Source organism: Poriferisphaera corsica, assembly GCF_007747445.1.
GTDB lineage: Bacteria > Planctomycetota > Phycisphaerae > Phycisphaerales > Phycisphaeraceae > Poriferisphaera > Poriferisphaera corsica.
This window is the reverse complement of sequence record NZ_CP036425.1, coordinates 2,336,268-2,350,486: the sequence shown is the minus strand read 5'-3', so window position 1 is coordinate 2,350,486 and position 14,219 is coordinate 2,336,268. Positions and strand designations below refer to the sequence as shown.

The following is a 14,219-nucleotide window of genomic DNA, read 5'->3' as shown; positions in this document are numbered from 1 at the left end:
AAGGTGTGTCTATTGATGAGTTAGGGGTTTAGTTGTCGGAAGATTCAGTGAAGTGGTCGACGGTGCGCCATGGCAGCTTGCCGCCAGCATCATCCTTCTTTTTCTGCATTTTATCGATAACGATTTGTGGCAAGAGTGTGTGAAGACGCTGGATATCACCCGCAGAAGCAATTTGTTTGATGAGTGTTGATGAGGTGTAGCCGTGGACTTCGCCGGACATGATGAAGATGGTTTCGATATCCGCGATAGCGCGGTTGGTGAGGGCGAGCTGAAACTCGAAGTTGAGGTCGGTGACGTTGCGAAGCCCACGAAGGATAGCGGTTGCGCCGATTTGGCGAGCGAAGTCAACGGTGAGCCCAATGTAGGACTGGACTTCGACGATCGTTGGATCGCATTGCTCGTTGATGAGTTGTTGGATAATTGCGATACGTTCTTCTAGAGAGAAGAGAGGGTTTTTAGAGGGGTTGTGTCCGATGGCGATGACGAGTCGATCGAAGTGGTGTTGGCCTCGTTTGATTACATCAAGATGACCGTTGGTGATGGGGTCATATGTGCCGGGGAATAGGCCGATTTTCTGGGTTTTGCTCATATTGCGTGCCTTTGCTGTGTTTGCTGGTCTGTGAGCCTTGGGAGTAAGTATAGCAGGGATGGCTAGGGGCGGGCTAATAGGACAGGTTTGGCTAACCGTTACAGAAGTAACGGGTGAGAGATAAAAGTGAATGATATTGTGGCGTGAAGATAGGCTGAATTGGATAACTGAAGTGTTACTGATGAAGCGAGTGACGAAACAAGCTTAGTAGTAACAGTGAAGAATAATTTATGCCCTGGATCGGGTCTCGTGCCGGTAGCCTCCCCGGACGAGACCTTTTTTATGCGCTGATTTAATTGACCATTTCTCGGTCAAGGAGGCGGTAGGCGATGGCTTCGGCAAGATGATTGGCCGTAATATCATGTGACTCTTCAAGGTCGGCGATTGTTCTGGCGACACGGCGGATCTTGTCGAATGCTCTTGCAGACAAACCGAGTTCTGACATCGCGTCTTTCATGAGCAATTGGCAATCATCTGACAATGGTGCAAGACGGTCGAGTTCTTTATGAGAGAGTTGGTGATTGGGTTTGAGGTATGAACCGTTACGTTGGCGCTGTGTTTCGCGAGCTTGGATCACTTTGTTTTGAATTGATTGGCTGGTTTCAGTGGGTCGTTGCTCGTAGAGCTGTTCGTATGGCAGACGCGGTACATCGACATGGATATCGATACGATCGATAAGCGGGCCAGAAATTCTAGACATGTACTTGGTCATTTCTCGATGGCCGACTTCATCTGCGGAGACATCACCGCGTGGTGACGGATTCATCGCTGCAACTAGCATAAACTCAGAGGGGAATTGATAGGTCGCTTGGGAACGTGCGATGGTGACGACACCGTCCTCAAGTGGTTGCCTGAGTGTTTCGATGACAGTGCGGCTGAATTCGGGAAGTTCGTCAAGAAAAAGGACGCCATGATGAGCGAGTGAAACTTCCCCGGGACGTGGTATTGAGCCGCCACCGATTAGAGAGGCGGCACTGGCGGTGTGGTGCGGAGAACGCACGGGCCTTTCGATGATAAGGGAACGCCCATGCGGCACTTTTCCTAGTGTTGAATAGATGCGTGTGACCTCTAGCGCCTCTTCACGAGAGAGTGGCGGAAGTATACCAGGCAATGCCTTGGCGAGTAGTGTCTTACCGGTTCCTGCAGGGCCGATCATGAGGATGTTGTGCTGACCTGCTGCGGCAATGAGCATTGCACGTTTTGCTTCTTCCTGTCCTTTGATATCAGAAAAATCAACCGCCGCGACAGAGCGTGTGAATTGATCATGCAGTGTGGATTGATGCAAGGGTGAGATGGATGTACTGCCATTGAGGAGGCCTACAACATCAGTGAGATGTTTGACAGGGTAGATCGCAATATCGTCAACAGCTGCTGCTTCAAGGGCGTTGTCTGCGGGTACGACAATTCCTTCAAAATTCAGTTGCCTACATAGTAAGGCAAGATTGATAACGCCGTTGATAGGCCGAACGCGACCATCAAGCGCGAGTTCACCTGCAAATAGTAGTTTTTGATGCTTATTCGTCTGGATAATATTGGCAGCAATGAGCGTGCCAATTGCAATTGGCAGATCGTAGAGCGGGCCTTCTTTTTTTGTATCCGCAGGCGCGAGATTAATAAGCAATCGTGTGATGGGAGTCGCATAGCCACAATTCATCATTGCGGTGCGAACCCGCTCAAGAGATTCTTTGACCGCAAGATCCGGAAGGCCGACGATCGTTGCTTTGGGAAGCCCGGTTTTGGAAATACTGACTTCGATTTCACACAGGATTGGATCAATACCCTGCAATATAAAGCTATATACCTGAGAAAGCATCTCTCAAGTATAAATCCATGGTATAGCTTGTAAAGAAATATAATCCAAGTGAGTATTGTGAGATTGCTTCATTCACTAAAGAACGAAGCGACTGAGATCGAGATCATTCGTGACCTCATCAAGCTGCTTTCGCACAAATTCACCGGTGATGACTGTTTTTGCATTACTTGTATCTGCAATTTCAGGCGCATCGAAATTAATATCTTCGAACACTTTCTCGATGATTGTCATCAAGCGTCTTGCGCCGATGTTTTCGAGTTTCGCATTTGCGTCTGCAGCAAGATCAGCTATCGCGTCGATCCCATCGTCAGTAAAGTTGACGTCCAGCCCTTCGACAGCAAGAAGATCTTTTTGCTGCTTTGTGAGTGCGTTTTTAGGTTCCTTCAAGATGCAAACAAAATCATCCTTACCTAGAGATGAAAGTTCGACTCGAATCGGGAAGCGGCCTTGAAGCTCAGGCATCAGGTCATTCACGGTTGCTGTATGAAACGCGCCCGCAGCGATGAAGAGGATGTGATCGGTATGAACAATGCCATGCTTTGTGTTAACCGCGGAGCCTTCAACAATCGGCAGTAGGTCACGTTGAACACCTTGCCGTGAGACATCAGGTGAACCGCCGCCTTTTGTTTGTGTTGCGGCAATCTTATCGATTTCGTCAAGGAAAATGATACCGCTTGATTCAGTCATCTCAATGGCTTCTGATGTGATCTTGCCTTGATCCACCAACTTGTCTGTCTCTTGTGCGATTAACACCTCGCGAGCTTCTTTGACCGTTAGTTTCTGATTTTTCCTGTTTTCCGGCATCATTTTTTCGAACATATTTGAAAGATCCGGATCCATCTGATCCAGCCCCATGTTTGAAAGCATGAATGATGTTTGAGGTTTTTGCTTGATATGGATTTCAACCTCTTTGTCATCAAGTGCGCCCGATTTGAGCTGCCCCATAAGCCGCTCACGGATACGATTTTTTCTTTCTTCCGATTCGTGTGATTCCACGTATGACTGGTTATCGGGAGTAGGCTCATTTGTGTGAGAACCTGGCAAAAGTAGATCCACCAATTTCTCATTCGCAATTTCTGCTGCCTGTTTGGAAACAAGTTCAGACTGATTGCTGCGCGTCATCGAAATCGCTTGATCGAGTAGATCCCTGATCATCGATTCGACATCTCGGCCGTGATACCCCACTTCTGTAAATTTTGAGGCCTCGACCTTAATGAACGGGGCATCGGTCAGGGTTGCCAATCTTCGGGCGATCTCAGTCTTACCAACACCAGTTGGCCCTGACATGATGATATTTTTGGGGGAGATGTCGTGAGCGATCTCCGGATCTAACTGCTGTCGCCGCCAACGGTTGCGAATCGCAATCGCGACGGAACGCTTAGCGTCATCTTGGCCAACAATATACTTATCCAGTTCACTCACAATTTGCTTTGGCGTAAGGTTGATCATGTATCTACCCATCTATAGTCAATTTAGTGTTCTGCAGTACATATCTTAGGTGCGTACATTAAACATTCAAAGTCAGCCCATAAACGATTGCATCCGAATTTGCCGATTAGGCAACTCATGATGGATGTGATGCTTATAACGCATAGGCTGCTTGGCGGAAGTGTGTAAAGTGGTTAATCGAGAGAATTTATTGGTCGATGATACCAACGATAGCTTTATTTGATATTCGCGGAATGGACCCTTTAAGCACGATTCGTTGAAGAGCTAGATCCATAAATGATATTCAATAAGAAAAGAAACAGGCCGATTGCAATTGATTTCGGTGCAAGCACCATCAAGCTGATGCAAGTTGAACTTGGGCAACCAGCCAAGCTCCTTTCTGCATGTTGCGTGGAAATGTCCGAACAAGAGCGTGACAATGATCCGCAGCGCTTGGATTTTTATCGTAGTACTCTCAAACGTATGTTAAATGCCAAAATGGTGAAAGGTCGATCTGCTGTCATCAGCATTCCTGCACATGAAACCATTATCCAACATTTCGAGATTGAAGGCGGCTCGGAAGATGGGATTGAACTAGAAATTCAAATGCGCCTTGAACAACGTCTTGAACAAGACATGTCTGACTTTGTGATCCGTACACTTTCGACAAATAAGCGGATGCGTGAAGGCAAAGAGCTCACAGACGTTATCACTGTCGCAGTCAAGAAAAGCACTGTTTATCAATATGTCAGTATTGCTAAATCGGCAGGTATCAATGTCAGTGATGTTGTACCCGAACCAAGCAGTATTTGCAGCATGACAAACTCGCAATTGGAGAATGAGCATGCCGACAAAACGCAATGTACTGTGGATATCGGCTCACTCCGAGCGCGTTTGATGATACACCAAGGCAGTAATGTTCTGTATTTCAAGAATATCAATATCGATCATCGTCTATGGCAGGACAATCGCGAAGTAGATTCAGAATTACAATGCGAAGAGCCAGAGATTGAGCCAAAAAATTGGTCGATCAATCAAATCAGCCAGAGCGGAAATGACACGCAATGCAGCAACGAAGCAGTCGAGTGTCTCGCAGACGAAATACAGATGTGTCTGAGATACTACAGATCCCTCTATCCACAAGATGTCATTAAAGAAATCACCTTTACTGGTGGAAATTCGATGCAAAATGAAATTTGTAAAGAACTTGCAGTAAGGTTAGGTATCACAGTAGTTATTTCAGATCCATTTAAGACATTAGACCTCTCAGAATTGAGTAAAGAAAAACTGATCGGATTGAATGCAGATGTACCGCAACCCGGTTGGAATGTACCTATTGGCATGTGTATGTCATTAGCGGGTTAACAATGCAGCCGGAGAATAGTTGTGAAGAATTCAACCAATTTGATGCCGGATGAATATAAAGATTATCAAGCTACTAAAAAAGCATCCACTGTATTTGTCGCGGCTTTTTCAATCATTTTTCTTGGTATCGTCGCAGTGTATCTCGTGACGAATAGCAAGATCAACGATTTACGCGCAAAGCAATCCAACATGTTTGAGCAATACACCGGTGCCGCATCAGATATTGATCAACTTAATAAGCTTAAAGAAAAGAAAAAACAGATTGTTGGTGTAGCAAAAATTGCAGGCGAACTTATTGAGGTTGTGCCACGAAGTCGAATTATCGCAGAAATCGTCAATTGTATGCCTGATAAGATGACCTTAAGTGGTATGGAAATTAAAACAAAGAAAGTTACTGTTGCTCGGCTTAGTAATGTTTCATCAATAAAGCAGCAGAAAAACAAGAAGAAAGCGATGGCACCGAGAAAACAAGAGCAGCAATCAGTCATCATTGAAGGATATGCATCAAACGATCTTGAGATCGCTGAGATCGTAACGAAATTAAAAAATAACATGATTTTTACCAGCACAGAAATCAAGTACATCGAAGATTCAATCATAGATAATGCCAAGTACAGGAAGTTCAACCTTGAGTGTGTTATTGATAATGAAATGATCGTTGACGGTCTTGTGTGATTGATATGTTTGATTGCAAATAAGGTATACAATTATGTACAAATATTTTTACATCCTAATCATACTTGCAACACCTGTACTATCTTATGTATTTCTCTTTCAGCCGAGAGCATATGAAATCCAAAAGATCGAAGATAATATCGCAGGAATGAATGAGCAGCTTCAGATCTTTGAAGCATCAAAGAAAGATATCGCGGAACTTTCAGATGAGATTGCCAAAGTCGAGGAATCTTTGACTCGCTTAAAAGCAAAATTGCCAGATCAGAAAAACGTAGAGAATGTTCTTCGTAATGTTTGGAATATTGCTACAAAGCATAATCTCGAAACCAGAAATTTCCGCACTGACAAAATACAGAACATCGATAATTACATGCGCGTACCTATCGAAATGACAATCACGGGTGATTTTGATGGGTATTATGAATTTTTACAGCAATTGGAATCTTTGCCACGTATTATCAAAATTCCAACAATGACCATTGAGTCACTTAATAATCATGATGGTACCATTCAAGCGAACATCTACCTGAACGTTTATTGTTCAAATGATATCAGCTGAAATTTGAGAGATAAGGCATTTAGATATGAGTGATGAGATCAATATGATCGAACAACCAGAAGAGACGTTTGATAATAAAAAAGAAAGTTTGATTATCTTACTTATCGTCTCACTTGTTCTTTCGGTCATGTTTATATACTCCAAGACTAATGTCGCTGAAGCTGACGATTCGAAAATGGATAACGTCAGCAAGGTCGAAGAGTATCTCAAACAAAACAAGAAAGATGCAAAGCTTCAAGATAGCGCCAAATACACCGTTACTAATAAGGTTTTAAAGGTAATCGACTACAATCAAGTGTCTTCGCAAATTGCGATTGATGATGATAACTCAAAGCCATTTACGCTAGCACAGGATGACAGTAATCCAGATATTCTCATTGATCAAAGTAAAGATGAGATTATCAGCGAATTCAAACAATGGCGACGAATGAATATTATCCAGTCAATCGCTGGTGGGGGAAAACCTACCGTAGTTATAAACGGAACAATCTATCGTATCGGTGATCAAATTGATGATTTTGCCATTATAAAAATCGAAACCAGCAGTAACAAAATCGTTGTCAAGAAAAAGCAATATGCTTTTGTTGTTTATATGAAATAAAAGCAGGAACGCGGTATATGTCTTTTAATGATCCATTTATATCAAGTAATCAAGATTCTGATGCAACATCAAATCCGCACCATAACGTTTGGCAGCCGGACGAAATTATCAAAGACCAAAATAATGAATGGTTGAATAATCTCAAAGCAAACAAGATCATAGACAGCGATATATGCAATGAAATTAATGAACAGTTTGGCAATCTTGATATAAACTCCGTTGAGCAGTACATTCAAGCCAGTGACAATGTTACGATCAAGCAGAAATATAGAGCTTACAATGCGAGCCTGAAGTACATTGAGCTGTCCATCGAAGATGTAGTTAATTCACAATACATTGATCAACTCGGCCTGGATTTCTGCAAGAGCCATCAAATTCTACCCCTAGATCAGCAGGGAGCACGAATCCTTGTTTGTGTTGTTGATCCAGACAATTTAGTGATTATTGACGAGGTGAGTCATAAGCTGAAAGCTTCTGTGAAATTGGTCATTACAACAGATGAAGCTATCAATCGTGTCATCGATGAGTTGGCAGCTTCATCCGGGCAAGATCAGCAGGATATTGAAAATGTTATCGGTGATATGCATGAAGATGAAGTTGAGATCGTCGAATCGAAAGAAGAAGATCTAGACTTAGAAAAGATTGCTGAAGAATCACCGATTATTCGCTATGTGAATTATCTCATATCAAATGCCGTTAAGGAACGTGCTTCAGACATTCACATCGAGCCACAAGAAAAAGTCGTTAAAATACGTCTACGTATCGACGGCATACTTTTTGAGTCTGTAAGTCCTCCGATACAAATGCATGCCGCAATCATTTCACGCCTGAAGATTATGGCGAATCTAGATATCTCAGAAAGGCGTTTACCTCAAGACGGCCGCATCCGAGCCATGATCCATGGCCGAAAATTAGATCTACGTCTTTCTACGCTTCCAACCGCTAGTGGTGAAAAAGCCGTTCTTCGTATTCTGGATACTCAATCAATCCAGGTTACACTCAACCAACTCGGTATGGATGAAGAAGCGTTAACAATTTGGAAACGCCAGATTGATCAGCCTCACGGAATTATTCTCGTCACCGGGCCAACGGGATCAGGTAAAACAACGACGCTGTACTCCTCGCTTGGTCAGATGAACCGAGAGAAACTAAACATCTCGACAGTCGAAGACCCTGTCGAGTATCATCTCGGAGGCATCAATCAAACGCAGGTTCATGAACGGATCGGCATGAGTTTCTCCGCGGCTCTACGTTCTCTTCTTCGTCAAGACCCAGACGTCATTATGGTTGGTGAGATACGTGATACTGAAACCGCGCGTATTGCTATCCAAGCCTCACTTACAGGTCACTTAGTACTTTCAACACTACACACAAACGATGCCCCAAGTTCTGTGACACGTCTGATTAATATCGGCGTTGAGCCTTATCTGATAGGTGCCTCAGTCAATGCGACACTTGCTCAGCGTCTTGTACGAAAAATCTGTGATCACTGTAAAACACAGATCCAGCCAACAGATGCTGTTTCCGAACATCTAGCCATGTACGGCATAGGCATTGATCAAATTTGGCAAGGGGAAGGCTGTGACAAGTGTCGCGGAACTGGCTACTCAGGTCGAGTCGGTATTTATGAACTTCTTGTTATGAACGATAATTTAAGAGACAAAATATCTAATAACCCAAATGTTTCTCAGTTCCGGCGTATGTGCATTGAGAGCGGTATGACCACACTCCGTGAAGATGGCTTGAAAAAAGTTGTTAAAGGTTTCACGACCGTTGAAGAAGTGATGCGAGTAACAGAAAAATCAATTTAAATATTACTACGTCAGAACAGTCTCATATACGTTAGCGACTCTGTGGCATCGTTTTTGAAATGTATATTTGCTCGTAACTTTCTCGTATGCGCGCTGTACATATTCAGAGAACAATCCCGCATGATAAATTGTTTTGATTTGATCTGCCCATGTCTGCGGTGCATCGTTATTATCCAGCAACAATCCGCATTCTCCATCAAGAATTTCCGGTATTGCACCAACATTAGTAGCCGCAACTGGCGTTTTCAGTAGCAATGCCTCAAGGATAGCATTCGGAAAACCTTCTGTGTAGCTCGGTATTAAAAGTAAATCTAGAGAAGTATGGAATGCTTGCAGATCATTCAGCCAACCTCGCCATACGATGTTGCTTTCGATATCAAGTTCACGAGCGATCTTCTTTAGATTCTCTTTCTCAGGCCCATCACCTGCCAAATGCAATTTCGCATCTATACCATTATCTAATAGTCGGCGTAAACACAGCAGTGATCGTTCCACACCTTTTTCTGCACTAAAACGACTAACAACGCCAATATTCAATTGGTTTTTTTTCGGTTTCGCTAAATCGCTGATGCACAAGTACTCTTTGGTATCAATACCGTTGGGTATATATGTGGTATTTGATCCGTTCGAACGCTTTGAAAGACATAGTTCTCGTAATTGCTCATTAACACAGATTACATGATCATAGTATCGATAGACTTGTTTGTTTAGCCATGCATAAAAACGTGTTTTCATATTCTCACAAGTGAATCCGTGAACTGTTGTTACAAGCTTCATGGGATGGAATCGTTTAATAATTAGACCAAGAATATCAGTTTTATAATCGTGACTATGCCAAATATGTATGTGGTTATCGCGGCAAATCTGAATTAGATTTTTAATCGTTTTTAGTGAAAAACCATTGTTCTCAGGTATGCCAAATATCTCCATCTTTGAACAATATGATTGTTGTAATTGTTCCAAACAATCAGTCCCAGCTGGATAGATATAGGCAGCTTGAAGATTAAACTTTTGTGAATCGATGTATCGTTCACTTCTAAGAATAGTCTTGTCTGGCCCACCACCAGCATTAGCTATAACTCTGACATGTAAAACGTTGATGCGTGACATTTCTATAGCATATATCCAGGGCAGTGAATACAAGGATTATCTTTTACATTCTCTGTAACAGTTGATTTGAAGCTACGTCTCGCGCTTCGATACTTGGGACTGTTCCAAAGACGTCTGAATTGGTCAGAATCAATCTTCCCAAAATCATGTTTGGGATCAAATGAACCACAGCACGTAGAAATACTACCATCCCAATTGACGACACAGGATGTCCAAGGCCATGAACAATCGTATTGTTTTTTACCATTGTAATTACTGTGTTTAGATGATCCATTAGCCAAATCAACATATGATTCAAGCACATATTCTTTGTTTGAAGGCATCCAACTTTCTATATGATCAGTAGTTTTTTTCGCCAAAATGTCTTTGGCTAGGCCTAATGATTGCAGGTTTTTATCTTGACCTAGAAAGCGAGTGTTATATGAGGCTTTATTAATAACCGGGTTGCAACCTAATTCTTTTGCTAATGCTTTGAAAGCATCAATCTCATGCTCGTTGTATTTTGTAACAACATAGTTGAGCTGGATCTGTGGATACTTACTGTTCAATCGTTTTTTTGTAGCAATGATATGTTTGATCTTTGTAATGACTTCATCAAGCTTTTTACCAGGCTGATATTGTTCATATGTTTCTTGTGTGGCTGCATGTAGTGAACATGTCAGCAATTCCAAACCAGACTCAATTAACTTTGTAGCTTGATCTTTACTTTCATTGCGACCAGGTTTAATTTTGAATGCATGCAAATTCGAACTGATATACGTCCAAATGCCATTCTTTCTCGCATACGCAATCATATCGTAAATCTCAGGCACAATTAGCGGATCACCCCACATTGATAGGTCAAGATCAAGCATGTGCCACTTCAAATTACTGATCCAGCCCTTGTATGTCTGAAGATCAAGCTTACCTTTACAACGCCCCTTTAAGCCAATTCCGGTAGGGCATAGCTGGCATTGCGTATTACATATATTTGTCGACTCAATCTTAAACTTATAAGGCAAACTATATAGTTTCTCACGTTTTAATTTATACTCAACTTTGGACAAGCCAATGTTTAGCACTTTACGTACCGAAAGATAACGATAGTTACGCCAAACATAATGTACACCACGAGAAGCATAATCAACGACATATGTGAATTTACTTATATATCGCTTGTGACTCGCACGCTTATGGAAACGTTGCGTTTTCTGTGTGACATACGCTAGATGTCGATCGATTTGTGTTGTTAATATTGACATGTCCGTGTATCTATTCCGTACTAAGGTATCCCGGCAGGATTATTGGGTCAGTTTTATCTGTCCGCTTAGATTTCTTTTGTAAATGTCGTTTTTTACGTGGGGGAACGCGTACAGGATTCTTAGACATTGACTTGATCGCATTCATGTTTTCAACCGCACTAGCATTGATGACAGGGCTAGTGATAATGCCAATGACGCCAGCTAAGATAAAGAGCAACCAAGGTAATTCGAATAATTCCAGAGACAGGAACATACTGTCGATCGCAAATATGATTAGCGAACCTTGTGTAGCAAGGCATATTTTTTCTATATGATCTAATTTATTCTTTGAAGAATCAGAACTTAAATCGTATTTAATATGTCGTATGCAACGATTTCTTGTCATTCCTAAATTGTGAAGTGACATAACAATCATCATAATAAATACGATCATTGCAGGGATTCCAGAATCCGCAGCGATTTGCAAATATTGATTATGAATCGTACGGCCAGCCCGGTCAGCACCATAGTTCAATGAGAACAAATTAGAGTTCCTGACACCCTGCCCAAAGAATGGATGGTCCCACGCAATTTTCCATGCCGCTCCCCATGCCTCAAATCGTGATTGTGCAGAGGCATCTTGCTGATAATTGGCTGTCGATACAATACGATCGCGAATTTGATTACCTGCAAGAACCGAGGTTATAACCACAAGAATAGCAATGATAATTGCAGATTGAGCTTTGGATCGATGTCTTAATATCACCCACACAATGCCTACAAGTGATGCAACCATTGCACCACGAGAGTAACTCATCATCACTGCGTGAAGCATGAGCGTTCCAATACACCCACCAAACACCAGCGATAATTTCGGAAAGCGTTCCCATTTACATACACCAATGTAATACGCAAAGGGCATACCCATCGCAATCAGCAGTGCAGCACCATTGTTGTCGTAGCCACCATAACCATAATTAAGAATATCCAACCGACCATTCTGGAAGAAATATAAATAGTTGATTTCCCAAGCGATGTATCCTATCGACAGCCCAATCATGGTGGCTAGTGCACGAACCTGCCAAACTTCGTTGACGATAAACAGCATCAAGATCGCAATGACGAAAATCTTCGCGTAGTCAATTCCCCATCTCTGTGCGACCATCGGATCATATGCGAGCACAATACTGATGAAGATCAGTATTGCAAACATGACCATCAATCGAAACATCCCCGTAACCTGGCCATTTTTAAATATCTTGTTGTAATGTAGTGCAACGCCGCCCAATGCAATCAAAGACGCAAAAAGCGACCAGCGTATCCCACCAGGCAAAGCCCATTCCCACAAATTCTGAGGCCTAAGCACCGCGAAAAAGTAATACAAGAAAAAACCCCAAAACGGCACCTTAAACGCTGCAAACCCACACGCGATGGTTACCCCCAGCATGAAAATCATCTGCTTCGCAGGCTGGCCATGCCAAAACAAAAGCAACACCGCCAACAAACCGGCAATTAAAAACGTCGTTGTTAATGCTGCAATTTTATTCATAGTACACACTAATACTGGTTAAACGGCATAGCCCCTACAATCCAACTTTTCGACACGATGAGAACAGTTATTTAGACCTAACCATCCAAAATAAAAAAACGCCCGACATATCGGACGTTCTTTCTTTACTTCAGTTTTATATTGTTCTATGTCCCAGCAGAGATCGTCCCACGTTTTTTCGTCTCAAGACAAATCTCATGTATCGCATCCAGTGACGCCCTAACATCTTCCACCGTCACAAATGGCCCGAAACTAAACCGGGTCGTTCCACCAAGCTCATGCGTTCCAATCGTCTTATGTGCCAACGGTGCGCAATGAATCCCTGATCGCGTCAATATCCCATACCGCTTCTCCAGCACATCCGAAAGCGTCACAGGCTGATCATATCCCTGTATCCGAATCGAAAACACCCCACACCGATCCGCCACGCCTTGCGGCCCATACCACGTCAAATTCGGCATCCGCTCTTCATCCTGTAACCCCTCAACCATCACCTTCATCAGCTTCTGCTCATGAGCCCAGATCGTCTCAACCCCTTGATCTAAAATCCATTTCACACCTTCCGACAACCCGATAATCCCAATCGCATTATGACTCCCCGGCTCAAACCGATCCGGCATAAATTCAGGCTGCACATCTAACTCACTCACAGACCCTGTGCCCCCCTCCTTCACCGTTCGCATCAACCTCTCGAGCCCCGGCTTGATATACAAACCACCTGTCCCCAAAGGCCCAAGTAATCCTTTATGCCCCGGAAACGCCAGCAAATCTACATGATCCGCCTCAATATCCAAAGGCATATGTCCCAAACTCTGCGCCGCATCCACCAAGAACGGCACACCATGCTCTTTCGCAATCGCACCTATCTCTCGGATAGGCTGTACCGTCCCGCTCACATTAGACCCATGCAAAAGCGCAATCAAACCCGTGTCAGGCCGGATCGCCTTCTTAATATCATCAGGATCCACCAACCCCGTCATCGGATCACACTCGACTCGCGTCTGCTCAAGATCCCCCATTTCCGACATCATATTAAATGGCCGCAAGATCGAGTTATGATCCAACCACGTCGTGATCACATGCCGTTTCTTAGCTCCAGGGTGGATCAAGCCTCTGATCCCCAGATTAATCGCGTCCGACGTATTCAGCGTAAACACCACATGATCCGGATTGTCCCCACCAATCAACTCGCATATCCGCTCGCGGCATTGATACATCAACTCCCCGCTCTCCCGCGCCTCCGCATACGCACCTCGCCCCGGACTCGCACCCAACCTCGTCGCGTAATCCGTCATCGCCTCCATCACCGCACTCGGCTTGGGAAACGACGTCGCCGCATTATCCATATAAATCCGCTTGCTCACGACAAAGCTCCTCTTTGTCCATTTTCCTCGTCAAAACGCAATATCCAGACTAACCACTACCCCATATTCTGCAAATCTTAACATACTCAATACTAGTGTCGCATCTGCATGTTGACAGGGTTTCGTTCAGCCTTT

Annotated in this window: 12 protein-coding genes; 5 read left to right on the top strand and 7 right to left on the bottom strand. The window is 43.4% G+C overall.

The features are described from left to right. Positions 1-28: 28 nt before the first annotated feature. The 3 genes from coaD to hslU form a co-directional block, all read right to left on the bottom strand. Positions 29-589, bottom strand: a complete 561-nt coding sequence (gene coaD, locus KS4_RS09710; RefSeq protein WP_145077461.1) for a pantetheine-phosphate adenylyltransferase — start codon at positions 587-589, stop codon at positions 29-31. Between the two features lie 292 nt (positions 590-881). Next, positions 882-2,402: a YifB family Mg chelatase-like AAA ATPase gene (locus tag KS4_RS09705; protein WP_145077459.1), complete on the bottom strand. Its 1,521-nt coding sequence runs from the start codon at positions 2,400-2,402 to the stop codon at positions 882-884. Positions 2,403-2,477: 75 nt separating this feature from the next. Beyond that, entirely contained in the window at positions 2,478-3,851 is a 1,374-nt protein-coding gene (hslU, locus tag KS4_RS09700; RefSeq protein WP_145077457.1) for an ATP-dependent protease ATPase subunit HslU, read from the bottom strand. 276 nt (positions 3,852-4,127) lie between these two features. On the opposite strand from hslU, the gene pilM reads away from it, so the two are divergent. From pilM to KS4_RS09675, 5 genes are read left to right on the top strand one after another with little or no spacing between them, the layout of a single operon-like run. After that, on the top strand, positions 4,128-5,195 hold the full coding sequence (gene pilM, locus KS4_RS09695; protein ID WP_145077455.1) for a pilus assembly protein PilM: 1,068 nt from the start codon (positions 4,128-4,130) through the stop codon (positions 5,193-5,195). Between the two features lie 21 nt (positions 5,196-5,216). Continuing rightward, entirely contained in the window at positions 5,217-5,870 is a 654-nt protein-coding gene (locus tag KS4_RS09690) for a PilN domain-containing protein (RefSeq protein ID WP_145077453.1), read from the top strand. A 34-nt stretch (positions 5,871-5,904) separates the two neighbouring features. After that, on the top strand, positions 5,905-6,429 hold the full coding sequence (gene pilO, locus KS4_RS09685; RefSeq protein ID WP_145077452.1) for a type IV pilus inner membrane component PilO: 525 nt from the start codon (positions 5,905-5,907) through the stop codon (positions 6,427-6,429). Positions 6,430-6,454: 25 nt separating this feature from the next. Further along, positions 6,455-7,030, top strand: a complete 576-nt coding sequence (locus KS4_RS09680; RefSeq protein ID WP_145077451.1) for a hypothetical protein — start codon at positions 6,455-6,457, stop codon at positions 7,028-7,030. Between the two features lie 17 nt (positions 7,031-7,047). Next, positions 7,048-8,841, top strand: a complete 1,794-nt coding sequence (locus tag KS4_RS09675) for a GspE/PulE family protein (RefSeq protein ID WP_145077450.1) — start codon at positions 7,048-7,050, stop codon at positions 8,839-8,841. Positions 8,842-8,847: 6 nt separating this feature from the next. On the opposite strand, the gene KS4_RS09670 is transcribed toward KS4_RS09675, so the two are convergent. The 4 genes from KS4_RS09670 to KS4_RS09655 all read right to left on the bottom strand — a co-directional run bounded on the left by KS4_RS09670 (position 8,848) and on the right by KS4_RS09655 (position 14,084). After that, positions 8,848-9,951: a glycosyltransferase family 4 protein gene (locus KS4_RS09670; RefSeq protein ID WP_145077448.1), complete on the bottom strand. Its 1,104-nt coding sequence runs from the start codon at positions 9,949-9,951 to the stop codon at positions 8,848-8,850. 2 nt (positions 9,952-9,953) lie between these two features. Continuing rightward, complete coding sequence (locus KS4_RS09665; protein ID WP_145077446.1) at positions 9,954-11,192, bottom strand: radical SAM/SPASM domain-containing protein; 1,239 nt, start codon at positions 11,190-11,192, stop codon at positions 9,954-9,956. A 10-nt stretch (positions 11,193-11,202) separates the two neighbouring features. After that, positions 11,203-12,720, bottom strand: a complete 1,518-nt coding sequence (locus tag KS4_RS09660) for an O-antigen ligase family protein (protein ID WP_145077445.1) — start codon at positions 12,718-12,720, stop codon at positions 11,203-11,205. Positions 12,721-12,866: 146 nt separating this feature from the next. After that, positions 12,867-14,084, bottom strand: coding sequence for an aminotransferase class V-fold PLP-dependent enzyme (locus KS4_RS09655; RefSeq protein WP_145077443.1), 1,218 nt, complete (start codon positions 14,082-14,084; stop codon positions 12,867-12,869). Between the last annotated feature and the right edge of the window lie 135 nt (positions 14,085-14,219).

Coding starts and splice junctions, on each gene's coding strand:
- KS4_RS09670 (WP_145077448.1), bottom strand. CDS start 9,951: ATGTCACGCATCAACGTTTTACATGTCAGAGTTATAGCTAATGCTGGT.
- pilM (WP_145077455.1), top strand. CDS start 4,128: ATGATATTCAATAAGAAAAGAAACAGGCCGATTGCAATTGATTTCGGT.
- KS4_RS09660 (WP_145077445.1), bottom strand. CDS start 12,720: ATGAATAAAATTGCAGCATTAACAACGACGTTTTTAATTGCCGGTTTG.
- KS4_RS09705 (WP_145077459.1), bottom strand. CDS start 2,402: ATGCTTTCTCAGGTATATAGCTTTATATTGCAGGGTATTGATCCAATC.
- pilO (WP_145077452.1), top strand. CDS start 5,905: ATGTACAAATATTTTTACATCCTAATCATACTTGCAACACCTGTACTA.
- KS4_RS09665 (WP_145077446.1), bottom strand. CDS start 11,192: ATGTCAATATTAACAACACAAATCGATCGACATCTAGCGTATGTCACA.
- KS4_RS09675 (WP_145077450.1), top strand. CDS start 7,048: ATGTCTTTTAATGATCCATTTATATCAAGTAATCAAGATTCTGATGCA.
- KS4_RS09680 (WP_145077451.1), top strand. CDS start 6,455: ATGAGTGATGAGATCAATATGATCGAACAACCAGAAGAGACGTTTGAT.
- coaD (WP_145077461.1), bottom strand. CDS start 589: ATGAGCAAAACCCAGAAAATCGGCCTATTCCCCGGCACATATGACCCC.
- hslU (WP_145077457.1), bottom strand. CDS start 3,851: ATGATCAACCTTACGCCAAAGCAAATTGTGAGTGAACTGGATAAGTAT.